The organism is Streptomyces sp. NPDC053755 (genome assembly GCF_040677675.1).
Taxonomy (GTDB): Bacteria; Actinomycetota; Actinomycetes; order Streptomycetales; family Streptomycetaceae; genus Streptomyces.
Map to the genome: position 1 here is coordinate 1 of NZ_JBFASK010000038.1, position 25,584 is coordinate 25,584.

The 25,584-nt window shown below is 73.1% G+C and carries 24 protein-coding genes and 1 pseudogene; 15 read left to right on the forward strand and 10 right to left on the reverse strand.

Annotated features, from left to right (window positions below):
* Positions 1-191 precede the first annotated feature (191 nt).
* Entirely contained in the window at positions 192-782 is a 591-nt protein-coding gene (locus tag AB0K65_RS27560) for an N-acetylmuramoyl-L-alanine amidase (protein WP_365721108.1), read from the reverse strand.
* Positions 783-1,047: 265 nt separating this feature from the next.
* On the opposite strand from AB0K65_RS27560, the gene AB0K65_RS27565 reads away from it, so the two are divergent.
* The 4 genes from AB0K65_RS27565 to AB0K65_RS27580 all read left to right on the forward strand — a co-directional run bounded on the left by AB0K65_RS27565 (position 1,048) and on the right by AB0K65_RS27580 (position 4,843).
* Positions 1,048-2,463, forward strand: a complete 1,416-nt coding sequence (locus AB0K65_RS27565) for a family 2B encapsulin nanocompartment shell protein (RefSeq protein WP_365721110.1) — start codon at positions 1,048-1,050, stop codon at positions 2,461-2,463.
* A gap of 122 nt (positions 2,464-2,585) precedes the next feature.
* A complete protein-coding gene (locus AB0K65_RS27570) occupies positions 2,586-3,641 on the forward strand; it encodes a family 2 encapsulin nanocompartment cargo protein polyprenyl transferase (protein WP_365721112.1) in 1,056 nt (351 codons plus the stop codon).
* Between the two features lie 374 nt (positions 3,642-4,015).
* A complete protein-coding gene (locus tag AB0K65_RS27575; protein WP_365721114.1) occupies positions 4,016-4,381 on the forward strand; it encodes a hypothetical protein in 366 nt (121 codons plus the stop codon).
* Positions 4,382-4,423: 42 nt separating this feature from the next.
* Complete coding sequence (locus AB0K65_RS27580; RefSeq protein WP_365721116.1) at positions 4,424-4,843, forward strand: DUF6304 family protein; 420 nt, start codon at positions 4,424-4,426, stop codon at positions 4,841-4,843.
* A 147-nt stretch (positions 4,844-4,990) separates the two neighbouring features.
* Here AB0K65_RS27580 and snpA read toward each other — a convergent pair whose 3' ends face one another.
* Positions 4,991-5,653 (reverse strand): snapalysin, encoded by a 663-nt coding sequence (gene snpA / locus AB0K65_RS27585; RefSeq protein ID WP_365721118.1) that lies wholly within the window; start codon positions 5,651-5,653, stop codon positions 4,991-4,993.
* A gap of 188 nt (positions 5,654-5,841) precedes the next feature.
* On the opposite strand from snpA, the gene AB0K65_RS27590 reads away from it, so the two are divergent.
* Positions 5,842-6,798 carry a LysR family transcriptional regulator gene (locus AB0K65_RS27590; protein WP_365721120.1) on the forward strand — a complete coding sequence of 319 codons (957 nt, stop codon included), beginning with the start codon at positions 5,842-5,844 and terminating at the stop codon, positions 6,796-6,798.
* A gap of 169 nt (positions 6,799-6,967) precedes the next feature.
* Here AB0K65_RS27590 and sodN read toward each other — a convergent pair whose 3' ends face one another.
* The gene (gene sodN / locus AB0K65_RS27595) at positions 6,968-7,363 is read right to left on the reverse strand and encodes a superoxide dismutase, Ni (RefSeq protein WP_215065625.1); all 396 of its coding nucleotides are present in this window, start codon (positions 7,361-7,363) and stop codon (positions 6,968-6,970) included.
* A gap of 150 nt (positions 7,364-7,513) precedes the next feature.
* Here sodN and sodX point away from each other — a divergent pair.
* Positions 7,514-7,906 (forward strand): annotated as a pseudogene (sodX, locus tag AB0K65_RS27600) (nickel-type superoxide dismutase maturation protease); the annotation flags it as partial.
* Here sodX and AB0K65_RS27605 read toward each other — a convergent pair.
* Positions 7,828-8,517 (reverse strand): CGNR zinc finger domain-containing protein, encoded by a 690-nt coding sequence (locus tag AB0K65_RS27605; RefSeq protein WP_365721122.1) that lies wholly within the window; start codon positions 8,515-8,517, stop codon positions 7,828-7,830. The pseudogene sodX and the gene AB0K65_RS27605 overlap by 79 nt on opposite strands.
* Positions 8,518-8,611: 94 nt before the next feature.
* Between AB0K65_RS27605 and AB0K65_RS27610 the strand changes: the two genes are divergently transcribed.
* On the forward strand, positions 8,612-9,376 hold the full coding sequence (locus AB0K65_RS27610; protein ID WP_365721124.1) for a class I SAM-dependent methyltransferase: 765 nt from the start codon (positions 8,612-8,614) through the stop codon (positions 9,374-9,376).
* A gap of 79 nt (positions 9,377-9,455) precedes the next feature.
* On the opposite strand, the gene AB0K65_RS27615 is transcribed toward AB0K65_RS27610, so the two are convergent.
* Genes AB0K65_RS27615 through AB0K65_RS27625 form a run of 3 tightly spaced genes read right to left on the reverse strand, consistent with a single transcriptional unit; the run spans position 9,456 to position 12,159 of the window.
* Positions 9,456-10,217, reverse strand: a complete 762-nt coding sequence (locus AB0K65_RS27615; protein ID WP_365721126.1) for an amino acid ABC transporter ATP-binding protein — start codon at positions 10,215-10,217, stop codon at positions 9,456-9,458.
* Positions 10,218-10,222: 5 nt separating this feature from the next.
* On the reverse strand, positions 10,223-11,155 hold the full coding sequence (locus AB0K65_RS27620; RefSeq protein ID WP_365721128.1) for an amino acid ABC transporter permease: 933 nt from the start codon (positions 11,153-11,155) through the stop codon (positions 10,223-10,225).
* Positions 11,156-11,184: 29 nt separating this feature from the next.
* Positions 11,185-12,159 (reverse strand): ABC transporter substrate-binding protein, encoded by a 975-nt coding sequence (locus AB0K65_RS27625; RefSeq protein ID WP_365721130.1) that lies wholly within the window; start codon positions 12,157-12,159, stop codon positions 11,185-11,187.
* 535 nt (positions 12,160-12,694) lie between these two features.
* Here AB0K65_RS27625 and AB0K65_RS27630 point away from each other — a divergent pair.
* A complete protein-coding gene (locus tag AB0K65_RS27630; protein ID WP_365721132.1) occupies positions 12,695-13,903 on the forward strand; it encodes an NADP-dependent malic enzyme in 1,209 nt (402 codons plus the stop codon).
* A 170-nt stretch (positions 13,904-14,073) separates the two neighbouring features.
* Positions 14,074-15,039 carry a zinc-binding dehydrogenase gene (locus tag AB0K65_RS27635; RefSeq protein ID WP_365721134.1) on the forward strand — a complete coding sequence of 322 codons (966 nt, stop codon included), beginning with the start codon at positions 14,074-14,076 and terminating at the stop codon, positions 15,037-15,039.
* A gap of 147 nt (positions 15,040-15,186) precedes the next feature.
* On the opposite strand, the gene AB0K65_RS27640 is transcribed toward AB0K65_RS27635, so the two are convergent.
* Positions 15,187-16,083 (reverse strand): helix-turn-helix transcriptional regulator, encoded by an 897-nt coding sequence (locus AB0K65_RS27640; RefSeq protein WP_365721136.1) that lies wholly within the window; start codon positions 16,081-16,083, stop codon positions 15,187-15,189.
* A 1-nt stretch (position 16,084) separates the two neighbouring features.
* Positions 16,085-16,966: a DUF4097 family beta strand repeat-containing protein gene (locus AB0K65_RS27645; protein WP_365721138.1), complete on the reverse strand. Its 882-nt coding sequence runs from the start codon at positions 16,964-16,966 to the stop codon at positions 16,085-16,087.
* Positions 16,967-17,188: 222 nt separating this feature from the next.
* Here AB0K65_RS27645 and AB0K65_RS27650 point away from each other — a divergent pair, with 222 nt between their 5' ends.
* Complete coding sequence (locus AB0K65_RS27650) at positions 17,189-18,004, forward strand: hypothetical protein (protein WP_365721140.1); 816 nt, start codon at positions 17,189-17,191, stop codon at positions 18,002-18,004.
* A gap of 109 nt (positions 18,005-18,113) precedes the next feature.
* On the opposite strand, the gene AB0K65_RS27655 is transcribed toward AB0K65_RS27650, so the two are convergent.
* Positions 18,114-18,299, reverse strand: coding sequence for a DUF6104 family protein (locus AB0K65_RS27655; RefSeq protein WP_356102743.1), 186 nt, complete (start codon positions 18,297-18,299; stop codon positions 18,114-18,116).
* A gap of 96 nt (positions 18,300-18,395) precedes the next feature.
* On the opposite strand from AB0K65_RS27655, the gene AB0K65_RS27660 reads away from it, so the two are divergent.
* From AB0K65_RS27660 to AB0K65_RS27680, 5 genes are all read left to right on the forward strand, one after another.
* Positions 18,396-18,821, forward strand: a complete 426-nt coding sequence (locus AB0K65_RS27660; protein WP_365721142.1) for a CU044_2847 family protein — start codon at positions 18,396-18,398, stop codon at positions 18,819-18,821.
* On the forward strand, positions 18,818-20,875 hold the full coding sequence (locus tag AB0K65_RS27665; protein ID WP_365721144.1) for a trypsin-like peptidase domain-containing protein: 2,058 nt from the start codon (positions 18,818-18,820) through the stop codon (positions 20,873-20,875). Before AB0K65_RS27660 ends, AB0K65_RS27665 begins: the two co-directional genes overlap by 4 nt.
* A 118-nt stretch (positions 20,876-20,993) precedes the next feature.
* The gene (locus AB0K65_RS27670) at positions 20,994-22,040 is read left to right on the forward strand and encodes a MoxR family ATPase (protein WP_365721146.1); all 1,047 of its coding nucleotides are present in this window, start codon (positions 20,994-20,996) and stop codon (positions 22,038-22,040) included.
* Positions 22,041-22,047: 7 nt separating this feature from the next.
* A complete protein-coding gene (locus tag AB0K65_RS27675; RefSeq protein ID WP_365721148.1) occupies positions 22,048-25,116 on the forward strand; it encodes an SAV_2336 N-terminal domain-related protein in 3,069 nt (1,022 codons plus the stop codon).
* Between the two features lie 138 nt (positions 25,117-25,254).
* Entirely contained in the window at positions 25,255-25,455 is a 201-nt protein-coding gene (locus AB0K65_RS27680) for a hypothetical protein (protein WP_365721149.1), read from the forward strand.
* The last annotated feature ends 129 nt before the right edge of the window (positions 25,456-25,584 follow it).

Sequence of the window (25,584 nt, forward strand, 5' to 3'; positions counted from 1 at the left end):
GATCGGGGGAGCCGCGGCCCCACCGGGGCGCGGGCGTGGTCGACCGCGTTCACCGGCTCTTTGTCCACCGCGGCCGTCGTCGGTCGTCCGGCAGCGGGCCGGCCCGCTGCCGGGTCCGGTTCGGTGCCGGCCCGGCGGTGCGGGCGGGCCGGGCGGGCGCCGCCCCGCCGTCCGAGGCCCTTTCCGGGCCGCTACCTCAGGCGTTCGCCGATCCTGGCCCGCATCGACGCCATCGTGAAGCCCCGCGGGTCCACCTTCCCCGGCTGCCATTCCAGGTGTCCGATGACGGAGCGCTGGTTCCAGCCGTGGGCCCGGCAGATCGCGGCCGCCGCCTTCTCGATGGCCTCCAGCTGCACCTTCGGCCACGGGTCCTTCCCGTCGCCGAGGTTCTCGCACTCGAAGCCGTAGAAGTGGCGGTTGCCGTCGACCGTGGCCTCGTTGTCCGGCGGCAGCCGATGCTCGGCGATGACCGCCCGGAGGACCTCGTCGTCCCCGGCGCCCGCGTGGTTCGCGCGCCCGTATCCGACCAGGTGGACGGTGCCGTCCTTGGCGATCACCCCGTGGCAGAGAGGGCCCGGCAGCGAGGCGTGGCCGTCGCGGCAGAGCCGGACCGTGTTCGCGGTGCCGCGGGTGACGGTGTGGTGGATCATCACGCCGTGGACGGGGCCCCAGGGGCCCTTGTGGTTGCGGTTGTGGGTTCTCCAGTCGCCGACCTCGACGACCGAGCAGCCCTCGCGGCGCAGTGCGGCGAGGAATCTGCTCGCGGACAGGGGTGGTGCCATGGACCGGCTCCTTCGGAAGAGCGGAACGGGAGGAGACGCTGGTACCGGAGTACCGGAGTGTTCTGCTCCGCACCATCCGTTCGGGCCGTGTGCGAGCCGATCCGGACAGGGGGCCATGAGGCTGACGGGGGCGGGGCTGTTCGAGTGGAATCAGGGGACATGCCCAGTCGGCGCCGGTCCATGCCCACTCATTTGTGTAATGGCGCAGGCACTCTCCGTGCTGAAAGGCTTCCTCTCGCAGGTCAGTCATACGAGAGGGAGTTCCATGTCCGTTGGTTCGGTTGGCGACGAGGTCCGCGTGGATCAGGCAGGTCCGCAGCAGAGTCTCGGTACCGCCGCCGCGCGGAACCTGGCGACCACCACCAAGTCGGCTCCGCAGATGCAGGAGATCACCTCCCGGTGGCTGCTGCGGATGCTGCCGTGGGTGCAGGTCCAGGGCGGTACGTACCGGGTGAACCGGAGGCTCAGCTATTCCGTGGGGGACGGGCGGGTCACGTTCGTGCAGACCGGCGAGCGCGTCGCGGTCATCCCCGCCGAGCTCGGTGAACTCCCCGCCCTGCGCGGATATGACGACGAGGAGGCCCTCGCGGAGCTGGCGGCGCGCTGCCGGCAGCGGGAGTTCGCGGCCGGCGAGGTGATCGCCACCGCGGGCCAGCCCGCGGACCGGGTGTTCCTGCTGGCCCACGGCAAGGTCGAGCAGCTGGGCGAGGGCCCCTACGGCGACGAGGCGATCCTCGGCGTCCTCGCCGACGGCGCCTACTTCGGGGACGGGGCGCTGACCCACGAGGGCGCCTCCTGGGAGTGGAGCGCCCGCGCGGCCACCGCGTGCACCGTCCTCGAACTCACGCGTGACGACGTGCGCAACCTCGCCGACCGCGCCACCTCGCTCGCCGCCCATCTCGCCTCGGTGGCCGCGCTGCCCCACCAGCGGACCAACAAGTACGGCGAGGCCGCGATCGACCTCTCCGCCGGCCACGTCGGCGAGGCGGTCGTCCCCCACACGTACGTGGACTACGACGCCTCGCCCCGCGAGTACGAACTGTCGGTCGCCCAGACCGTGCTGAAGGTCCACAGCCGTGTCGCCGACCTCTACAACCAGCCGATGAACCAGACCGAGCAGCAGTTGCGGCTCACGGTCGAGGCGCTCCGCGAACGCCAGGAGCACGAGCTGATCAACAACCGGGAGTTCGGCCTCCTCTCCAACTGCGACTACGGGCAGCGGCTCCAGCCCCACGACGGCGTGCCCAGCCCGGACGACATGGACGAGCTGCTCTCGCGCCGCCGCGGCTCCAAGATGTTCCTCGCTCACCCGCGCGCCATCGCCGCCTTCGGGCGCGAGTGCAACCGCCGGGGCCTGGTCCCCGAGTCCATCGACGTCAACGGCAACCGCATCCCGACCTGGCGCGGGGTCCCGATCTACCCCTGCAACAAGATCCCCGTCTCGGACGCGCGGACCACGTCGATCATCTGCATGCGCACGGGTGAGGCGGACCAGGGCGTGATCGGCCTTCAGCAGTCGGGCATCCCCGACGAGATCGAGCCGAGCCTGTCGGTCCGCTTCATGGGCATCGACGAGCAGGCGATCATCTCCTACCTGGTCACCGCCTACTACTCCGCCGCGGTGCTCGTGCCGGACGCCCTCGGCGTCCTGGAGAACGTGGAGGTCAGCCGCTGGCGCTGACCCGGTGAGGGCGGGGCCCGCGCCCCGCCCCCGGGCCGTCCCCGAAGGCGCGCGAATCGGCCGGAGGGGGCCCCGGCGCGCCCGAGGGAGAGAACCGAGCCACACCGACAGGGAAGGTGACCGTGACCACGACGACCAGCGCGGATGCCACGACGGACGACGGCCAGGACGCCGCGGCGTTCCTCGACCAGACCAGGACCGCCGTCCATCCCCAACTGCGCTCGACCGTGGAGACGTTGCCCGGCTCGATACGGCGCGTGGCGATGTACCACCTCGGCTGGGAGCACGCCGACGGCACGCCGGCCACCGGGCAGGCGGGCAAGGCGATCCGGCCGGCGCTCGTGCTCGCCGCCGTCCGGGCGTTCGGCGGGAACCCCGCCCCGGCGGTGCGAGCGGCGGCCGCGGTGGAGCTCGCCCACAACTTCACCCTGCTCCACGACGACATCGTGGACGAGGACCCGACCCGGCGGCACCGGCCCACGGCGTGGACCGTGTTCGGGATCCCGGACGCGCTGATCGCCGGGGACGCCATGCTCGCCCTGGCCCTGCGCCTGCTCGCCGAGGACTGCCATCCGGCGTCCGCCGCGGCGTCGGCCCGGCTCGCCGCCTGCGTCATCGAGCTGTGCGCCGGCCAGCAGGCCGACTGCGCCTTCGAGCAGCGCGCCCCGCACGAGGTCTCCCTGGACGAGTGCGTGGCGATGGCCACGGCCAAGACGGGAGCCCTGCTGGGCTGCTCCTGCGCGGTGGGCGCCCTCTACGCGGGGGCGGGGGAGGAGGAGGTGGCGGCGATGGACGCGTTCGGCCGGGAGGCCGGGCTCGCCTTCCAGCTGATCGACGATCTCATGGGGATCTGGGGCGACCCGGACCGTACGGGCAAGCCCGCCGGCGCCGATCTCGTGGCCCGCAAGAAGTCGCTCCCGGTCGTGGCGGCGCTCGCCTCCGGGACCGCGGCCGGCGAGGAGCTGGCCGCTCTCTACTCCCGTCCCGTGCTCGACGGTCCGGCGGTGCGGGCCGCGGCGGACGCGGTCGAGCGGGCGGGCGGCCGGGACTGGGCGCAGGCCCAGGCCGCCGACCGGATGGCCCGGGCCGTGCAGCAGCTGGCCCGTGCGGTGCCGGATCTGTCGGCGGCCGGGGATCTGCTGGCCCTGGCGGAGTTCGTCACCCGCCGGACGCGGTGAGCGGCGGCCGGTCCTCCGGCACGATCCAGCCTGACGACCGTCCCGATCAGGTCGTCGGGCTCCCGGCCGACGTGCAGGCGGGCCACCGTGCGGTGGCCGGGGAGGAGCCCGGTCAGCGTGAGGTGGAGGGGCCGGACCCGCTCGGCGTCGCCCGGCATCCCCGCGCCCGGGTGGACGCGGATGTCCGGCGTCCCGGGCCGGGCGCGGAACCGTGATGAGCCGGGCGCGCGGCCCCGGCCCTGGGGAGTGTCCGGACAGTATCGGCGTCCGCCGTGGGCCGTCATGACCCGGGCGAGGCTCTACGGACACGACCCGGTGCTCCGGCGGGCGTACACCAGGAAGCGGTGACAAGGGGGGCGCCCTACCCTGGAGGTATGGGCACGGAGGGACGTCACACCGGTCACGATTCACAAGCCGAGCCGGTCTGCCCGGCCTGCGGACGGTCCGTCGGTACGGTCGCCAGACGGCACAAGGTCCTGGGGGCCTGGGTGCCGCTCTGGGAGGCGCGGCCGTGCCCCTACTCGGACTGCTCGCTCTTCGGGCGCAAGGCGGACGGCTCCCTGCCGCCCGAGGCCGAGCGGGAGGACGCCGATGGCGCCGGCCGGCCGCAGGGCGCCGGGACGCCCTCCGGGCGGCGCGGCCCCGGCGATGACGACGACGGGCCGGGCGGCACGGAAGCCACTACCACGCAGGTCACCGGCAAGAACGGCGAGACCGGGAGAAGTCCGGCCCCTGGGTGACCGGCCGCGCGGCGGAGCCGGTCATACCGCTACAGTCCGCGCATGTCATCGGAGTCGACAGAAGTCTGGACCGGTTGGTACCGGGACCGCGGCGGCGCGGAAGCGATCGTCATCACGGTGGACGGCCGTCAGGTGTCCACCCGCATCAGGGGTGTCTCGTACACGGGCGAGAGCTTCGGCGCGCTGCGCGCGGCCGACGGGAGCGGCGAGGCGCTCACCGGGTGCGTCCTGGAATGGGACCTCCCCCTCCCCGTGGTCCTCGACGGGGCCACCGAACAGGCCACCCTCGGCTGCCTGCTGACCCTGGGGGAACGCGTGGACCTCAGCCTGACCCTGCACCACGGCGGCGCCGCCTACGAATCCGGCATCGCGGGCGGTGACTTCGAGGAGGCTCTGGACCGGGTCAGGCGCCAGCTGCCCGAGGGGGCCGCGTTCGGCCGCCGTCCGCTGCAGGCCGCCTGACCGGGCCCCACGGCCCGTCCCGACGGCCGCCCGCCGGTCCACCCGCCGGGCAGCCACAGGGGAGGGCCACCGACGGCGGCTCTGCCGTCGGTGGCCCTCGGGTGCGTCATGCGAGCGGTTCGGTGCCGCCGGTGTGAGCCGGGAGGATCAGGGGGTCTTGAACGCCGACGCCAGGCCGTAGCGCCACAGCTGGTCGACGCGGGCGCGTTCCTGGGAGTTCGGCTGCGCGTTCTGGCACGAGGTGCCGGGGCCGCCGCCGGACATCAGCTCGCTGCACGGACCGGAGTAGTGGTCCGGCAGGCCGAGGACGTGTCCCGTCTCATGGGCGGTGACACGGGTGGAGTTGTACTGCTGGTTCTGGCGGTAGTCGAGGAAGATGTAGCCGCTGCCGTGGCCGTCCGTGCTGGCGTACGAGCCGCGTGAGTCGTTGCCCTCGTAGTAGCGGAAGTCGGGGTTGCTGCCCTCCACCAGCCGGACGTTGACCACGGAGCTGTTCCATATCTGGGTGCTCCGGGCGATCTGGGTCCGGAACGAGGGAGCGTTGGCGGCGCTGTACACGACGGTGACGGCGGCCGCGCCCGGGGCGGCGGCCCGCTTCTTGGCCACCGACTTCACGACGGCGTCGAAGAACGCCTTGTTGGCCTTGGCGTCCTCGGCGGACCCCGCGTAGGCCGCGTACCCGGCCGGGGCCGCGGCGGCGGGAGCGGCGAGCGTGGTGGCGGAGGCGGTGGGGGCGGCTCCGAGTGCGGCGGCGAGGCCGAGACCGAGGGTCGCGGCGAGTGAGGCGGTGAGGACCTTGGGGTGTCTCATGGGGGGGGCTCCTCCTGGTCGGTTGGGGAGAGTGTCGGGGGAGCCGGGGCCGCCGCGGATGATGGCAGCCCCCGATAGCCCGAACACATCACCCCCCGTGCCATGAGCCCCAACCACCCTTGCACATAAGCGAATTGCTGTGACACGGGTGTCTGGTGCGACTCGGGACGCCGTCCTACTCTCGGGGCATGGAGCTGGAGGTGAGGCATCTGCGCGTGCTCTGCGCCATCGCGGACACCGGGAGCCTGCACAAGGCGGCGCGTCAACTGGGTATGAGCCAGCCCTCGTTGACCACCCAGCTGCGCCGGATCGAGAACGCCCTGGGGGCCGAGCTCTTCTCCCGGGGCCGCACCGGCTGCCGGCCCACGCCCCTGGGCCGGTCCGTCCTGAGCAGGGCCCGCCCCCTGGTCGACCAGATGGCCGCGCTGATCAGTGAGACCAGGGCGGCGGCGGCCCGCGCCGACGGACCGCTGTTACGGGTCGGGTCGACCGCCAGCCGGGCACTCCCGGGCTGGCTGCGCCGGCTGCGCCAGGGGAGCCCCGGGACCGACATCGCGCTCCACATGGACGTCTCCGCCAACGCCCTGCTGCGCGCGGTCGCGGCCGGCCAGCTGGACGTCGCCTTCGTGCACGAGGTGGAGGGGTGCCCGCTGCGGGTGCCGGAGGGCCTCCAGGCTCGGGTCCTCATCGAACGGGAGCCCCAGTTCGTCTCGATGGCCCGTGACCACCCGGCGGCCGGGCGAGCGGTGGTGGAGCTGGCCGACCTCGCCCAGGACCGGTGGATGGTCGATCCGACCGTGGACGGCGAATGGGACGGCCTGCGCCGGGTGCTGCACGAGGCCGGCATCGACCCGCCGCTGCTGCACGGGGACTACCACACGGCGGCCTCCCTCATCGTCCTCGGTGAGGCCGTGGCGCCCTGTCAGCCCACGTCGGGCCCGCGGGAGGACATGGCGATCCGCCCGCTGCGGGACGACCCGCTGGGCGTCCGTCTGCTGCTGTACGCCCGCCCCGGGCTTCCGCTGGACCCGCTGTACGCGGACCTCGCGGCGGCCTACCGGGAGGCGGCGCTGCGGGCTGCCCCGTACCGGCGGTGGCTGCGGCGGCACGGGATGTCCGCGGGGCCCTGCGTGATGACGGCCTGACGCGCTGACGGCGAGATGGCCGGACGGCCCGATGACCGGACGGCTTGACGGAACGCGGCGGCGGGGCGGCCTGACGGTCCGCCGGGTCGGTGGCCGTGGCCGCGCGCCGAAGGGGCCCGCCCGGGGTCGCCGGGCGGGCCCCTTCGGGCCGTACGCGGAAGGAGGAAGGTCAGGCCTTCTTCGTCTCCCAGAAAATGCGGTCGATCTCGGCGATGAGCTCGAGAGCCTTCTCGCCCGTCTTCGGGTCCGTCGACGCCTTGGCGGCCGAGAGGGCCTTCAGGGTGTCGTTGATGAGCTGGTGCAGCTCCGGGTACTTCTCGAAGTGCGGGGGCTTGAAGTAGTCGCTCCACAGCACCGAGACGTGGTGCTTGGCGAGCTCCGCGCGCTGCTCCTTGATGACCGTGGCGCGGGCGCGGAAGTGCGCGTCCTCGTTGGCCTGGTACTTCTCCTGAACGGCCTTGACCGACTCGGCCTCGATCCGGGCCTGGGCCGGGTCGTAGACACCGCAGGGGAGGTCGCAGTGGGCGCTGACCTTCACCTTGGGGGCAAACAGGCGGGAAAGCATGCAGCTGTCCTTCCTCGTGATCGTCTTCTCAGGTGGGAGATTACTCCCCGAGAAGCCTGTTTTCGCGAGCGCCCCCTGGGGCTTAGGACAAAAGTCCAGGGTCACCATGGGTCTCGTGTACGAGTGGACGATCGGACCGGGAGGTGCCGGATGACGGAAACGGGGCGGGAGCCGGGGAGGGGGTCGGGCCCCCTGTTCGGGATCGCCGAGGTGACGGGGGTGTCCATGGTGCCCACGCTGCTCCACGGCGACCGGCTGCTGGTGCACTACGGCGCCTTGCCGCGCCCCGGGAGCGTGGCCGTGCTGCGCCACCCGCTCCAGCAGGACCTGCTCATCGTGAAGCGTCTGATCGAGCGACGGGACGCGGGCTGGTGGGTACTCGGCGACAACCCCGGCGCCGAGGGCGACAGCCGGGTCTTCGGGGTCGTACCCGCCGAGATGGTGCTCGGCCGGGTGAGGGCGCGCTACCGCCCGGTGACGCCCGGTCGCCGGCGTTCGCCTGCCGTGCTGCTCGCGTGGCTGTTCTCGGCGGTCAGGCCGGTGGCCTCGACCCGGTCGTCCCGGTCCGCGGCGTCCTCGCGGTCGGACCGTTCGGCCTCCAGGCGCTTGCGGGCCCGGTAGGCGGCGACGTTGGCCCGGGTCGCGCAGCGGTCCGAGCAGTAGCGGCGCGAGCGGTTGGTCGAGGTGTCGAGATAGGCGTTGCGGCACGGCCCGGCCTGGCACAGGCCGAGCCGGTCGGCGCCGAACTCCGTCAGGTGGAAGGCGAGACCCATCGCGGCGATCGCCGCGTAGCCCGCCGTCGCGTTCGACGGGTGGTCGGCGAGATGCATGTGCCAGCGCGGCCGACCCTCGTCGTCGAGGTAGTCGTGCCCGGAGATCTGCGGGCTCACCGGGAACTCCAGGAGCAGGGAGTTCAGCAGGTCCACGGCCTGGGTGTGGTCGCCCTCGTCGGCCGCGGTGAAGACCGCCCGCAGCCGGGCGCGCACCGAGCGGAAGCGCGTCACGTCCGCGTCCGTGGTCCGCCGGGCCATCTGCGACGCCGCGCCGAACAGCTCGCGGACCGCCTCGACGGAGGTGAGCGCGTCCTTGCCGCGAGCCGGCTCCTCGGTGTTGACCAGACGCACGGCGTAATCCGAGTAATAGGCCAGTTCCACTTGTAGTCCTTACTCCGGCGTTCTAGGGTCGGTGGCGCAGGGGGTAACAGCTGTTTCCCCTTCGAGGGTATTACGAAGAGGGTGAGGTTCGGCGATGACGGACGCGGCGACGACCGGAACCGACTGGGCGGCCTGGCAGCGGAGCTGGGACCGTCAGCAGGAGTGGTACATGCCGGACCGCGAGGAGCGGTTTCGCGTGATGCTCGACATGGTCGAGGCCGTGGTGGGACCGGAGCCCCGCGTCCTGGACCTGGCGTGCGGTACAGGGAGTATCACGGACAGGCTCCTCAAGAGGTTCCCGAAGGCGGTCGCCACCGGCGTCGACCTCGACCCCGCGCTGCTCGCCATCGCCGAGGGGTACTTCGCCGGCGAGGAGCGCGCCACCTTCGTCACCGCCGACCTCAAGGACCCGGACTGGGTGACGCGGCTCCCGTACGACGCGTACGACGCCGTGCTCACCGCCACGGCGCTGCACTGGCTGCACACCGGGCCGCTCACCACGCTCTACGGGCAGCTCGCCGGTCTCGTCCGCGACGGCGGCGTCTTCATGAACGCCGACCACATGATCGACGAGACCACACCGCGCATCAACGCCGCCGAGCGAGCCCACCGTCACGCCGTCATGGACCGCGCCAGGGCCGAGGGCGCCCTCGACTGGGCGCAGTGGTGGGCGCTGGCCGCCGCGGACCCCGTCCTCGCCGGACCCACCGCGCGCCGTTTCGAGATCTACGGCGAGCACGCCGACGGCGACACGCCCTCCGCCCGCCGTCACGCCGAGATCCTGCGCGCCGCCGGCTTCGCCGAGGCCCGGCCGGTCTGGGCCTCGCCCTCCGACACCCTCGTCCTCGCGGTGCGGTAGGCCGCCCGCGCGGGAGCAGGCCCGGACGTACGGGAAGGGGCGGTACGGGCATCCGTACCGCCCCTTCCCGTCGTACCGCCTACAGCACCTTGGACAGGAACGCCTTCGTCCGGTCGTGCTGCGGGTTGCCCAGAACCTCGCGCGGGTGGCCGGACTCGACCACGACGCCGCCGTCCATGAAGACGAGCGAGTCGCCCACCTCGCGGGCGAAGCCCATCTCGTGGGTGACGACGACCATCGTCATGCCCGACTCGGCGAGGTCGCGCATGACGTCCAGGACGTCACCCACCAGCTCCGGGTCGAGCGCCGAGGTCGGCTCGTCGAAGAGCATCAGCTTCGGCTCCATCGCCAGCGCGCGGGCGATGGCGACGCGCTGCTGCTGGCCGCCGGAGAGCTGCGCGGGGTAGCTCCCGGCCTTGTCGGCCAGGCCGACGCGGTCGAGCAGGCGCTCGGCCCGCTCGCGGGCCACCGCCCTCGACTCGCCCTTCACCTGGATCGGCGCCTCCATGACATTGCCCAGGGCCGTCATGTGCGGGAACAGGTTGAAGCGCTGGAAGACCATGCCGATGTCACGGCGCTGGGCGGCGACCTCGCTGTCCTTCAGCTCGTAGAGCTTGTCGCCCTTCTGGCGGTACCCCACCAGCTCGCCGTCGACGTACAGCCGACCCGAGTTGATCTTCTCCAGGTGGTTGATGCACCGCAGGAAGGTGGACTTGCCGGACCCGGACGGGCCGATCAGGCAGAACACCTCGCCGTTGTTCACCTCGAGGTCGATGCCCTTGAGGATGTGGGCGGCACCGTAGGACTTGTGGACGCCCTCGGCCTTCACCATTGCCGTCATGTGTTTCACCGCCGCCAGTTGGAGAGGGAGACCAGGTTCGCCTTGACCTTCTGCCACGGCGTGGGCGGCAGGGAGCGCAGCGAACCGCGCGCGTAGTGCCGCTCCAGGTAGAACTGGCCCACGCTGAACACCGAGGTCAGGATCAGGTACCAGATCGAGGCGACGAAGAACATCTCCATCACCGCGAACGAGGTCGACGCGATGTCCTGCGAGGCGCGGAGCAGGTCCGGGTACTGCACGGCCACGACCAGCGACGAGGTCTTCAGCATGTTGATGAACTCGTTGCCGGTCGGCGGGATGATCACCCGCATCGACTGCGGGAGCACCACGCGCCGCATGGTCTTGGCCTGGCTCATGCCCAGCGCGTGCGACGCCTCCGTCTGGCCCTCGTCGACCGACTGGATGCCGGCCCGGACGATCTCCGCCATGTACGCGCCCTCGTTGAGGCCGAGACCCAGCAGGGCGGCCAGGAAGGGGGTCATGACATCGGTCATCTCGTCCTTGTAGAACCCGATGTTGAAGATCGGGAAGATCAGGGCGAGGTTGAACCAGATCAGCAGCTGCACATAGACCGGCGTGCCGCGGAAGACCCAGATGTAGAGCCAGGCGACGGTGCTGGTCACGGGGTTCTTCGAGAGCCGCATGACGGCGAAGAGGACACCCAGCACCAGGCCCAGCGCCATCGAGGCGACGCTGATGAGGATCGTGTTCCCCAGGCCCTCCAGGATGCTGGGGTCGAACAGCTTCTCCGGCACCGTCGCCCAGCGCACGTCGCCCTGCGAGAAGGCGAACGCGAGCAGGACGAGCAGGGCGACGACCACGACGCCGGCGACCCAGCGGCCGTAGTGGCGGACCGGAATGGCCTTGATGGCCTCCGGGGGGATCCCGCCCGGGGCGGGAGACGCCCCGGCGGGAACCTTGTCGAGCTTGTCAGTCACAGCGACTGCCCTTCAGTGGTGCGTGGGGGTCAGGAGCCGCCGTTGATCTTGGCTGCGGGGATGGCGCCGTCACCGGCGTTCCACTTGTCGAGGGCGGCCTTGTACGTGCCGTCCTTGATGATGGCGTCAAGGGCTTCCTTCAGGGCGTCGCGCAGCTGCGTGTTCTTCTTGTCGACCGCGATGCCGAAGAGGCCGGCGTCCGTCTTGTTGGCGATGGCCTCGAAGTCGTTGCCGCCGCCCGCGGTCTGCGCGATGTACGCGGCGACCGGGGAGTCGTTCAGGTCGGCGACGGCGCCGCCCGCCTTGACACGGGTCTGGGCCTCGGCGTCGGTCGGGAAGGACTCGAAGGTGAGGGCGGGCTTGCCGTCCTTCTTGCACTTCTCGGCCAGGTCCTTGGCGGCCTGCTCGTAGGTCGTCCCGCGCTGCACGGCCAGCTTCTTGCCGCACAGGTCGTCGAGCGACTTGATGTTCTCCGGGTTGCCCTTCTTCACCAGGATGCCGGTGGAGGCGGTGAAGTAGTCGACGAAGTCGACACCGGTACCGGTCTTCTGGCCCTTGTCGTCCAGGCCCTCCTGGCGGGCCTTGGTGTCGGTCATCGAGGACATCACGATGTCCGTACGACCGGTCGGCAGGGCCGTGAGCAGGGTGTCGAAGGTGCCGCTGGTGAATTCGAACTTCACGCCGAGCTGCTTCGAGAGCGCCGCGGCGATGTCGGGGTCGACGCCGACGATCTCCGCGCCCTTCTTGAACTCCATCGGGGCGTAGGTGGCGTCCGTGCCGACCTTGATGACGCCGGCCTTCTGGATGTCGGCGGGCAGCTTCGCGAAGAGAGGAGCCTTGGAGGCGCCACCGGTGGCGCTGGCCTCCGGGGTCTTCGCGCCCTCGGTCTGGTCTCCACAGGCGGTCAGCAGCATGGAGCCGGCGACCGCGATGGCGGCGACCGCGGCAAGACGGGAGGTACGGGTCTTGGCGGCGGTCGTACAGCGCGTGGAGCGTGCGGTCATGGTCGGGTTCCTCCGGCGTGTGAGGGAGTTGCCATAGGCCGCGCACGCACCTTCGGGTGTCGCGACCTCGTGTGATTACGGCATCTTGCCATTCGGACCGCCCCAAACAGGCGGCCCCGCATGTCAAAATCGGATAACGGGTGACCCCCGAACCCGGACGGGCCGGTCCGACAGGGCCGGACCTTCTCCGGGGATACGTGTGGCAGACCGGAAAATCTCCGGTTGATCTCGCCATTCGGACGACACGAAGCGCGCGATTGAGCGCCCTCGGGTATCAGTCAGGACATTGGGTGATGTGTCCACCCAACACAAGGTGACGATACGGCCGTATGAGTCGCATCACCGCTCCAATTTGGACTCGTCCGCGGTGCCGTCTGTCCGGTAAGAAGGATCCTTACACCCCTCATCCGGGGCTCAGGGCGCGTTGTGCGGCGCGCCCGCGCGGCTGCCAGACACGGTGGCCGCGGGACCCGCCCACCCCTCCTCAACCAGGAGCGGCCACCCTCAAATGATGAAGACTTAAGGGGTCAACCCAATGGCAGCGGAGATCGTCAACCCTCGCAGCGACAGTCCGGAAGGGGCTCAGGACGAGCCGTTCGATCCGGCTTTCGCGCTGCACCGCGGCGGCAAGATGGCCATCTCGGCCACCGTGCCGCTCCGGGACAAGGACGACCTGTCCCTCGCGTACACGCCCGGAGTCGCCAAGGTGTGCACCGCGATTGCCGAGCAGCCGGAGCTGGTCCACGACTACACCTGGAAGTCGCAGGTCGTCGCGGTCGTGACCGACGGAACGGCAGTGCTCGGACTCGGCGACATCGGCCCGGAAGCATCGCTTCCGGTCATGGAGGGGAAAGCCATCCTCTTCAAGCAGTTCGGAGGCGTGGACGCGGTGCCGATCGCGCTCGCCACCACCGACACCGACGAGATCGTGGAGACCGTCGTCCGGCTCGCCCCGTCCTTCGGTGGAGTGAACCTGGAGGACATCTCCGCGCCGCGGTGCTTCGAGATCGAGCGCAAGCTCCAGGAGCGCCTGGACATCCCCGTCTTCCACGACGACCAGCACGGCACCGCCGTCGTCACCCTCGCCGCGCTCCGCAACGCCGCGAAGCTGACCGGCCGGACCCTCGGTGACCTGCGCGGAGTCATCTCCGGGGCCGGCGCGGCCGGGGTCGCCATCGCCAAGTTCCTGCTGGAGGCGGGGCTCGGCGACGTGGCCGTCGCGGACCGCAAGGGCGTCGTCAGCCGTGACCGTGACGACCTCACGCCGGTCAAGCGCGAGCTCGCGGAGATCACCAACAAGGCCGGCATCAGCGGCTCCCTGGAGACCGCCCTGGCCGGCGCCGACGTGTTCATCGGCGTCTCCGGCGGTACGGTCCCGGAGGCCGCGGTCGCCTCGATGGCCCCGAACGCCTTCGTGTTCGCCATGGCCAACCCGAACCCGGAGGTCCACCCCGACGTCGCGCACAAGTACGCGGCCGTCGTGGCGACCGGCCGTTCGGACTACCCGAACCAGATCAACAACGTGCTCGCCTTCCCGGGCATCTTCGCGGGCGCCCTGCAGGTCCGGGCCTCCCGGATCACCGAGGGCATGAAGATCGCCGCGGCGAACGCGCTGGCGGACGTGGTCGGCGAGCAGCTCGCCGCCGACTACGTGATCCCGTCGCCGTTCGACGAGCGCGTCGCCCCGGCGGTCACGGCCGCGGTGGCGGCCGCTGCCCGTGCCGAGGGCGTGGCCCGCCGCTGACGCGGCGGTACACACGAGGGGTGTGAGAGGGGTCCCGTTCCTTTCGAGGACGGGGCCCCTTCGTGTGTCCGGGAAGGGCCGGCGGGACGGCCGTGAGGGCTGCCGCCAGGGACATGCGTCACACCGGGGCGAGGTTCCGTCACGGAGCCGCTGACCCTACGCTCAAGGTCATGTTCGCTGCCTACGCCGCCCGCATCGACCGCGACCAGCCCCTGAACGGACTCGAGCTCGGCGAACGTCCCGAGCCCCAGGCCCGCCCCGGCTGGACCACCGTCACCGTGAAAGCCGCCTCGCTCAACCACCACGACCTCTGGTCGTTGCGAGGGGTGGGGCTCCCCGAGGAGAAGCTGCCGATGATCCTCGGCTGCGACGCGGCGGGCATCGACGAGCACGGCAACGAAGTGGTCCTGCACTCGGTGATCGGCCAGACCGGTCACGGCGTCGGGCCGGACGAGCCCCGCTCGATCCTGACCGAGCGCTACCAGGGCACCTTCGCCGAACGGGTCACCGTCCCCGCCTGGAACGTGCTGCCCAAGCCCGCGGAGCTCTCCTTCGAGGAGGCCGCCTGCCTGCCGACCGCCTGGCTCACCGCGTACCGCATGCTCTTCACCAACGCCGGGGTGCGGCCCGGCGACTCGGTCCTCGTGCAGGGCGCGGGCGGCGGGGTCGCCACCGCCGCGATCGTCCTCGGCAAGGCCGCCGGCCTGCGGGTCTTCGCCACCAGCCGCGACGAGGCCAAGCGCAAGCGGGCCGTCGAGCTCGGCGCCCTGGAGGCGTACGAGCCGGGCGCGCGGCTGCCCAAGCGGGTGGACGCGGTCATCGAGACCGTCGGCGCGGCCACCTGGTCGCACTCGGTCAAGTCGCTGAAGCCCGGCGGCACCCTCGTGATCTCGGGCGCGACGAGCGGCGACCGGCCGGCGCACGCCGAGCTGACGCGGATCTTCTTCCTGGAGCTCAAGGTCGTCGGCTCGACCATGGGCTCCAAGGACGAGCTGGAGGACCTGCTGTCCTTCTGCGCGGCCACGGGCGTGCGCCCGGTGATCGACGACGTGCTGCCGCTGGACCGGGCCCGCGAGGGCTTCGAGAAGATGGCCTCGGGCGATCTCTTCGGGAAGATCGTCCTGACCGCCTCGTGACGTGCCGCCGGACCGACGGCGCCGGACCTTCCGTACGCCGGGGCCGACGGACGGAGCCGCCCGCGCGGCTCGCCCGTCGGCTCCGGTCGTCCCCCGTCGCTCCGGCCGTCGGCTCCCGCCGTCGTCCCGGCCGCCTCCGGCGTCTCCTCAGCCCGTCTTCGAGTCCTTGCGGTCGGGGTGGAGCAGTGAGGTGATGCGCTCCGCCGCCGCCGAGAGGTGGCCCCGGGCCTGCGCCAGCTGGTCCGGACTCACCCCGTGGTCCCGTGCCGCGTCGCGGACGTCGTCGCGGAAGCGGTCGAGGAGCCGGTCCAGATCGCGGGCGGGGTCGCCGGTGGGCGTGTGGTCCTTCGCCCACTCCGAGGCGGCCCGCTCCGGGGCCTCGGGCTTCTGCGCCGCGGCCTTCTGGTGCGTCCCCGTCACGAGGCCGCCGAGCTGGGCCGTGATGTCCGAGAGGCCCTCCCAGACGCCTGTCGGCCAGTCGCCGCGGGCGAACCGGTCCTGGACCTGCTCCTGCACCTGCCGGGCGATGCGCTGGAACTCCTTCGCCTCGCGGCGGGCGGACTGCGCCTCCTCGCGGGCCTGGCGGGTCTGCTCCTTCCACTCCTGCGCGGCGCGGCGCAGCTCCTCCTTGGCGTCGGCGAACGAGGAGTCCCGGCGCCGGGACTCGCTCGCCGCCGCGCGCATCTCGCTGCGCAGCTTGCCGGCCGCCCCGCGCACGTCGTCCCGGATCTCGGCGGCGAGTTCGGAGACCGACTCGCGGATCTCCCGCTCCAGGTCGGTCAGTTCGCCGCCGCGGCCGGCCAGCTCGGCCCGGCCCGCGTCGGTGATCGAATAGACCTTGCGGCCCCCTTCGGTGGCGTGCGTGACGAGACCCTCGGCCTCCAGCTTGGCCAGGCGCGGATAGACCGTGCCCGCCGAGGGGGCGTACAGGCCCTGGAAGCGCTCCTCGAGGAGCCTGATCACTTCGTAGCCGTGGCGGGGGGCCTCGTCCAGGAGCTTGAGCAGATAGAGGCGCAGTCGGCCGTGGGCGAAGACGGGCGGCATGTCAGAGCACCTTTCCGGAGGGCGCGGACGCGGAGGGGGGAGCGGCGTCCACGTCGTCGGACGCGACCGGGTCCGGGCGGCGCAGCAGGGCGATCGAGCCGGAGACCGTCGTCGCCTTGACCGTGCCCCGGCCGGCTCCGAGGGTGCCGGTGATGCTCTTGGCGCCCCACTGGCCGCCGATCCGCAGATCGTCGAAGCCGCTGGAGACCGCGCCGCTCGTCGTGCTCGCCTCCACCTCGGCGTCCGCCGGGTGGGGGAGCCGGATGGCGATCTCGCCGGAGACGCTGGCCAGCCGGATGTCGGCGGGCGGGGCGGCCGGATCGGTGACGTCGAGGTCGAGGACCATGTCCCCGCTGACCGTCTCGGCCTTCACGGAGGCGCCCGCCCCCTCGATGACGGTCACGTCACCGGTCACCGAGTTGATCCGCAGGGCGCCCGTGACCGACTGCGTCTCCAGGCTGCCGGAGACGCTCTCCGCCTGGACCGGTCCGGAGAGGCCGACGAGCGTGGTGTCCCCCGTGACACCGCGGATGTCCGTACGGCCGCGGATGCCGGAGACCACCGCGCCGGCGCCGATCACGCCCACCTCGACGTCCACCCCCGCCGGGACGGCGACGGAGACGACGGCCCTACGGCGCATGCCCTGGCGGTCGAACCACTTGAGGAAGCCCTTCCAGTGCAGGTCCTCATAGCTGACGGTCAGGGTCGAGCCGTCCTGGGTCACGATCAGGGGCGGTCCCTCGATCTCGGAGATCTCCAGGCGCGCGGAGGCCTCGTCGGTGCCGACGACGTTCACCGTGCCGTTGACGACGCGCACCCGGAGCCGGGTCACGGGGCCGGGCAGTGTGAGTTTCCTGGGCTCGGCGACGGACCACTCTGTCATGGTGCTGACCTCCCGTATCGATGACGCGGTGCGCGACCCGCGAAGCCCGGTGCGCGGTCGTGTCGCGGTGACGCGGGACGCAACATATCGCGTCTCTGAGAAGACACGATATATCGCGGTCGGCGGAAGTCAACCCCGCCGAGGGGCGGGCGGGGTCCTCCGGCTCGCCCTCGCGCCCCCGCAATACCCCGTACAGGGACAAATTGACCTAGCGTATGGGCCATGAACGCGACATCCGGCGCACGCCCCGTCGGGGCCCTGCTGCTCTGCCGTGCCGAGCCGGCGGCGGTCCGCCCACCGGCCCAGCTGCTGCGGGAGGAGCTGCTCCTCTCCCCGGCCGGGAGCGACTGGAGCGTGATCGTCCCCGAGGGGAAGCCGTGGCTCCACGGCGGCGAACCCGTGGACCGGGTCGTCACCGGCTGGGCCACCGCACTGGCCGTCTCCGCCGCCACCTGGCCCGTCCTGGCGCTCTGGTGGGACGCGGACCGGGCCGGATTCACCCTGGCCACGGGGTTCCGCCGCACCGTCGGCTACACCTGGCTGGCCGCGGGCACCCCGGTCGGCGAGGACGAGGCCATGCGCACCTTCGCGGCCCGCCTCGCCCTCGACCCCGTCCTGGACGTCCAGGACCTGGAGCCGCTCACCGAGCCCGACAAGGACGCCGACGCGCACAGCAGGCTCATCGGCCTGACCGCCGTTCTCGCGCGTGTGGGACTCGATCTGCCGACCGGGCTGACCCCCGGCGAGAGCGCCGACCGGCTCCGCTCGGTCGCCCTCGCCCACGGGGCCGAGGAGCTGGAGTGGTCCGGCTGGCGCGAAGCCGTACGGGCGGAACTCGCCGCGGTGGAGGACGGCCGTCTCGGTCCGTACCTGCGCGGGCCCCGGGCCCGCCTGCTCGGCGCGGCACAGCTGGGGGCGGGTCTGCCGCTCCTCGCCTGGGGCCTCTCCCGCCGCAGTGGCGGCTGGGCGGCGGCGGGGGCGGTGCTCGTCGCGCACGGCGGTCTCGGTCTCGTCTACGACCGGATCCGCGGAGCCTGAGGCGCGGGGACCCCGGGACGTCCCGGTCCCGCCCCGCCCCGGTCCCGCCCCGCCCCGCGCGTCCGCCCCGGTCCCGCGCGTCCGTCATCCCCCCGCGTGGCAGGCGGTCCTACTCGTCGTCCTCGTCCTCGTCGTCCAGACGCGCGAGCCAGGTCGCCAGGCGCTCGACCGGCACCTCGAAGTCGGGGTTGAGGTCCACGAACGTACGCAGCTGCTCGGCGAGCCACTCGAAGGAGACCTCCTCCTCGCCGCGCCGCTTCTCCAGTTCCTCGATGCCACGGTCAGTGAAGTACATGCGATCAGGATAGGCCGTGTGTTCCACGGCCCCTCGCGCTCGTCAGCGGCACGGATTAGCCTTCTTCATCATCGTTCCGGGGAGCGGGGGGCCACTGTGACGCATGGGATCGCTCGGATACGGCTGGACGACGGGACGCCCGTCTGGGCCCGCGTCAGCGGCGCGGAGGAACTCGACCGGGGAGACGGCTACCAGGACACCGGGATAGGCGACCGGGTCGTCTCGATGGCCGGCGGACTCACGGACGTCGTGCGCGGGGTGGTCGGCTCCCTGCGGGCCGGGCTCGACCCGCAGGCGCCGGTGGAGGTCGCCGTCAGCTTCGGCATCGAGCTGTCGGCCCAGGCGGGCAAGGTGATCGGCGTCCTCGCGGACGGCGGCGGGACGGCGTCGGTGTCCGTCTCCCTCACCTGGACCGAACCGGGCCCGGCCCCCGCCCCGGCCGAGGCCCCCGCCCCGGGCCAGGCGCCCCCCGCGCCCGACACCGGCCCGCCTCCCCGCCCGGCGGCCGATGGCGCCGTATGAGCGCCCTCGACGCTCTCGTGCGCTCCGCCCTGGTGCGCATCTCCGACCCCGCCGATGGGTATGAGCGGCGCAGCGACCGGTACTGGGGCTCCGGCTTCTTCATCGCCCCGGGCTGGGTCCTGACCTGCGCCCACGTCGTGGCCAAGGGGGGAAGCGCCGTGTGGAGACACGAGCGGGCCGTCGGCATCACCGGGCAGGGCGTGACCGCCACCGGCCGCGTCGTCCTCGCCAAGCCGCGCCCCGAGCGGCCCGAGCAGCCGCCGGACCGCTGGGACTTCCCCGACATCGCGCTCGTCCACGTCCCCGACGCCCTGGACGTCTCCTGCGTCCGGCTCAGCGAACGCCCGCCGGTGATCACCCGGCCGATCCCGGTGAGCCTGCACGGCTGGTCCCTCCAGACCGGGAGGGCCGGGGTCCGCCATGCCGTGGGCGAGGCCCACGCCGTCGACGGCGCAGCGCTCCTGCTGCGCTGGACGCTGCCCGTGGAAGGCTGCTCCGGCGGGCCGGTGGTCGACCTCGGCAGGGGAGCCGTCATCGGCCTCAACAAGGGGCGGGGCAGGGACGAGGGCGCCGCCGTCCCCCTCACCGCCCTGCGCGAGCTGCACGACGTGCCCGGCGGCGAGATCCTCCACGAGGTCATGCGCGACCACGACCGGCACCACCTCGGCCGGTACCGCTCGCTCTCCGGCGACCCCGACTGGACCAGGGAGCAGATCCGGCTGCGACCGCCCACCACCCAGGGCGTCGGCCCCGGGCGCCGCATCCACCTCTACGGTCGCCTGGCCGAACTGCCGCCCCCCACCGGGCCGGGCGAGGTGATGACGCTCGTCGACGAGGTCAAGCGCCGTGTCCTGCACGACGACTTCCGGTCCGTCCTCGAAGCCGACCCGCGCACCTGGCGCGAGGGCGTGGGCCTCCTCCACGAACTGCGCGACCCGGTGCGGGAGGCGATCCAGGACCTCGGCCTCAACGCCGTGTTCCTCTACGCCGCGCTGGTCGCCCGCCACGTCACCGACCTGCACGGCGACGGCCCCGCCGTGCGGCACCTGACCCGCTGGATCACCGACGAGGCCGTGGAGGCCCACCCCGCGATCCGGCAGGAGATCGCCCAGCTCCTCACCCCCGGCCGCCCGGCCGCCACCGCCACCGTGCGGGAGCCCCGGGCACGCGCCGACGTCCTGGTGGAGATCGACACCCCCCACTACGGCACCCGTTTCCCGTGGCGGGTCAAGCTGCTCTTCGACGGACACACCGTCAGCCCGCTGCACGGCGACGACCGGGGCGTGGAGCGCGAGCGGCTGCCCGAGACCCTGCGGGCGCCCCTCACCGACGCGCTGCGCCGGGGCGACAGCGGCGAACACCTGGCCGCCGTCGAGGCGGTGCTGCCCCGCGAGCTGTTCGACCTGCCCGTCGACAGCTGGCGGCCCTCCTCGGACGACGAACTCGTCGACGAGTTCTCCCTGACGCTCGGCCAGCGCCGCATCGTCGTCATCCGTGACGCCGCCCGCCGCCTCCGGCCCCCGTCGCACGAGTGGCTGACCCGCTGGAGGACCGCCGAGCACGGGCCGCTGCGGGCCGTGCCGCTGCGCGCCGAAGTCGTCGGCGACGGGGCGCGCGAGCATGACGCGCACTCCGCGCGCCTGCGGCGTGAGACCCCCAGGGAGGCGTACGCCCGGCTCTCCGACGCGGCGGACGGCGCCGTTCCGGTCTACTGCGGCCGGGTGGGCGGCGGCGACGGCCTCAAGGCCATGGCCGCCGCGCTGGCCGCCGGTCACCCCCTCGCCCTGTGGCGCACCGGACCGCACGCCCACACCGACTGCGGCGCGTTCCACGAGCAGGCCGGCCGGCTGCTCAGGGAGGCGGGCAAGGGGGAGGGACTGCACCGGCCCGTCCGTACGCTGCGGATCAGGGCGGGGGACGAGGAGGCCGATCCGTGCGACCGGTCCGCCTACGCCTGGGCCGAGAACCTCGCCGTCCTCTACGACCCGCCCGACCGGCCCCCGCACGACCCTCCGCTCCAGGGCCCGGCGATGCTCGGCGAGGACGCCCCATGACGGCCCGGCGGGGCCGGACACCGGGAGAATTGGTCCGGTTTGAGCATCGGCAGCTCCGCCGGCCGAGCGGTACCTTCGACGGGCCCGGCCACCACACCACAGCCAGGAGGAGCCCAGCGTGAGCGATTGGCGGATCTACCGTGGTGCCGGCCATCCGCACGACGAGATACGGCGGTTACCTCCCCCGCCGCCGTGGCGCGACTTCACCGCCGCCCGCGACGACACCGGCCCCGACGGCGCCGCACCGGACGACACCGACCCCACCGTCGACCCCGGCTCCGACCGACGCCTGGGAGTGCGCCGCCGGCTCGTCCAGAACCACCACCCCCGCCCGGCCGAGACCGACGCGGTCAACGCCGCGCTCTACCTGCGCAGACCGCTCCTGGTCACCGGGAACCCCGGCACCGGCAAGTCCACCCTCGCCCATGCCGTCGCCCACGAACTGGGGCTCGGCCGGGTCCTGCGCTGGCCGATCGTCAGCCGCTCCACCCTCCAGGACGGCCTCTACCGCTACGACGCGATCGGACGCCTCCAGGACGTCCAGCTGGAGCGCGCCCAGGCCGGATCCGCCGTGCCCGCCGCCACCCCGGCCGGCATCGGCTCGTACATCCGGCTCGGACCGCTCGGCACCGCGCTCCTCCCCTCCGAGCAGCCCCGCGTCCTGCTCATCGACGAGCTGGACAAGAGCGACCTCGACCTGCCGAACGACCTGCTCAACGCCCTGGAGGAGGGCGAGTTCGCCATCCCCGAGCTGGAGCGGCTCGCCGACCGCGAACCGGTGGTCGAGGTGCTGACCGACGACGGCCGCAAGGTGCCCGTGCGCGGCGGACGGATCCGCTGCACCACCTTCCCGTTCATCGTGCTCACCTCCAACGGCGAACGCGACTTCCCCGCCGCCCTGCTGCGCCGCTGCATCCGCCTCGAACTGGAACCGCCGGGCGAGGAGCAGCTGGGCGCCATGATCGAGGCCCACCTCGGGGCCCGGGCCGCGGCCGACGAACAGGCCCTGGTCAGCCGCTTCCTGAACCGCGAGCCGGGCGAGGTCATCGCCACCGACCAGCTCCTCAACGCCCTCTACCTCACCCAGCACGCCCCGCGCACCGAGCGGGTGACCAGGGAACGCATCGCGGACATGCTCATGCAGCCGCTCGATCAGCCGAGGTGATGGCCGGATGCACCGGATGCATCTGGAAGAACTCACCCGCAGACTGCGGGCCGGCGGCCACGACCCGACCGCCGAGGAGGTGGCGGACGCCGTCTGGCTGGCCCGGTGGCTGCCCTCCGCACCCCGGGACCCGGAACCCGGCAGCCCCCCGGCCCCCATGGCCGCCCCTCCCCACGGCGAGGGGCGAGAACCGGCCACCGGTACGGCAGCGGAAACCACCTCCGGGACCGGCCCCGCACCGGAACTGGAAGGCGACCGCCCCCGCGAGACCGTCTCCCTCCACACGGACGCGGGAGGCACGGGCCGGGGCGGCACCCCCCTGCGGCCCGGGTCCGCCCTGCCCGTCCGCGCGCCCGGCGCGAACGCCCTGCCCGGTCTCCTCGGACTGCAGAAGGCGCTCCGCCCCCTGCGGCACTACACCCCCTTCCCGCCCCGGCCGGGCGAAGGGCTCCTCGACGAGGAGGCGACCGCCGAGCGCACCGCCGCCTCCGGCATCCTCACCCCCGTCCTGCGCCCCGCCGCCGGCCGCCGCCCCGACATCCAGCTCCTCATGGACACCGGCCCCGCCATGGTCGTCTGGTCCCGGATGGTGGAGGAGCTGCGCCAGGCCTGCCAGCAGTCCGGCGCCTTCCGCGACGTCCAGGTCCACCGCCTGTACGACACCGGCGACGGGCCCCCGCTCGTCACCACCACCTCCGGCTCCGACGGCCGCCCCCGGCTGCGGCCGGCCGACCAGCTGCACGACCCCACCGGCCGGCGCCTGACTCTGATCGTCAGCGACTGCGTGGGCCCGCTCTGGCAACGCGGCGCGGTCCAGCGGCTCATCCACCAGTGGCCCCGCCCGTCCCCCCTCGCCCTCGTGCAGCCGCTGCCGCCGCGCCTGTGGCCGCGCACCGCCCTGCCCGTCGAACCCGGCACGCTGGTACGCCCGTCGGCCCCCGGCGGCCACACCGTCTTCCAGCCGGACGACGAGCCCTGGGAACCCGTCCCCGCCGACAGCCGCGCGGTCCCCGTGCTCACCCCGACCCCGGAGGCCTTCGCGTCCTGGGCGCGCCTGTTCAGCGGTCACGGGCCGGGCGCGGTCCGCGGCTGGGCGGCCCGGATCGACCCCGCGGCGGTACGACGGGACGCCACGGCACCGCCCGCGGCGCCGTCCCGCGGCGTTCCCGCCGACGAACGCCTCCTGAGCGCGTTCCGCGCCGGAGCCTCCCCCGGGGCCCTGCGGCTCGCCGTCCATCTCGCGGCCGCCCCGCTGACCCTCCCCGTCATGCAGCTGGTCCAGCGGGCGATGCTCCCCGACACCGGCCCCATGGAACTGGCCGAGGTCCTGCTGAGCGGGCTCCTGAGGCAACTGCCCGGACCCACCCCGTACCCCTGCTTCACCTACCCTCCCGGCGTCCAGCAGTACCTGCTGGGTTCGCTGGACCGGGGCGCCGCCGCCCTCGTGCTCAAGCACTGCTCGGCGTACGTCGAGCGCCACTTCGGCCAGGGCACGCGCAACTTCCCGGCCTTCGCCGCCGCCCGGCTCGCCGGTCAGGGGCCCGACACCGACACGACCGCCCCGCCGGACGACTCCGAGGAGCACACGGGCCCGACGGGGCCCGTCCCCGAGCTGTTCGCCCGCATCCCCGCGCGCGTGCTCCGCTTCTACCACCCGGATCTCGTCACCCCCGAACCCCTCGCCGAGGCGGAACGCCTGCTCGTCCAGGGGCGCGACCAGTCCGACCCGGCCCTGCTGAGCGCCGCCCGCGAACAGGCCGAGGCAGCGCTCGCCGAGGACGCCGTACGCGCCCGGCTCCTGCTCGGACGGATCCTGTACGCCGAGGCCGAGGCCGCTGCCGTGCGCGGCACCCGGCGGCGGCACGACCTGCTCACGCGCGCCGTGGCGGAACTGGAACGGGCCGCCGGGCTGGCCGTGACCGGCGGCGAGGAGTGGGCCGACGCCCGGCTGGAACTCGCGGTCGCGCACCACGGTCTGTGGCGCCACACGAAGGACGGCGGACACCTGGACGCCGCCCTGGCCGCGCTCGGCGGCGAACCGCGGCACTGGCCGGAGACCCGGCACCCTCTCCTCCGCCTGCGCCGCGGTCGCCTGCTGCTCGCCCGCGGGGACGGTCCCGCCGCCGTCGCCGAACTCACGGCCGCTCTCGACCTGGCCGAGAGCGGGCCCGTCCTGCTGGACCTGGCCGACGCCCTGCACCTCGCGCGCGCCGCCCCGGACCGGATCGCCCCCGTGCTCGAACGCGCCGGGCGGGCCCTCGGCGACAGCGCCGCCCTGCGACTGCGCTGGACGACGGCCAGGGCCCGGCTGTACGACGCCGTCGGGGACGGAGCGGCCGCCGACACGGCCTACGAGGAGGCCATCCAGCTGGCCTCCGCCGACAGCGAGCGGCGCGGCCCGATCCTGCTGGGCTGGGGCGCGTCCCTGATGCGGCGCGCCGCCGCCGGCACCGGCACCGCGCCGGTCGACCGGGCCGAGAGCGTCCTGCGCGAGGCCCTCACCCGGCTCCCCGCCGACGCCCCGGAACGTGCCCGCGCCCGGATCCTGATCGGCAGCGTGCTGGCCCTGCGCTTCCACCGGGCCGGCTTCCTCCCCGACCTGTACGAGAGCCGCCATCTGCTCGAACAGGCGGCACGGACCACGCGAGACCCGGCTCTGAGCGCCGAGGTGTGGCTGCAACTGGGGCGAGTGCGACTGGAGTTGTGCGAAGTGGCCCGGGACGGCGTCCTCGGTGACGCCCTCACGGCGTACGAACGCGCGTGGGAGGCCGCCCGGGCCGCTCACGGGGACACCCCGGGCACCATCACCGGCGCCCGCGCGTTGCACGCCCAGGGAGCCGTGCTGCGGCTGATGGGGCGTGACGGCCGGGCCCGCACGGCGCTGCGGGCCGCGGCCGAGCAGTGGCAGCGGCTGGTGGCCGCGCTGGTGGAGGTGGACTGGAGCGACGTCGCCCGGACGAGGGAGCTGCTGGCGGAGGTGTCCGCGGATCCGGGGCCGCCGCGGGGCAGGCTCGGCGGGGACGAGCGCCGCCGTATCGCGCCGCCGTGGTGGGTGGGGCGCGAGACGGCCGGATAGCCGCTTCCGGGGCGGCTGGATAACGGGGGCGTGCATGGGCGCACTTGAGTCGAACGGGTTTCCGACTTCCTGGCGTCGGGAAGAACCGGTCCGCCGCTACGACCGTGGGGGACAGGCGTCGGTGAGGAGGAGCCGAGGGTGTTGGAGTACACGGAATGGGCGACCGGTGTCGACCGGGATGCCGGTCGGCTTCCACACCTGCCCGATCTCACCACCGTGGACCTGCGGACCTTGCGCTCCCTGGACCATCCCGGACTGGCGGCCGCGGTCGAGCGGGTGCTGCGCCGGCCCGCGGAGCTGGCCGAGTCCTGGGTCGAGGGCGGCGGCCACAGCCCCTGAGCGGCGTGTGCTCGCCGGCCGTCCGTTTCCGGTCAGATCGGCCCGCCGGCTCCCGGCCGGTCCGGGGAGGCGGGAATGAGCCTTGCGCCTCCCGCGGCCCTGGTCCGCGTGTGCCGGCCTGGCTCCGGC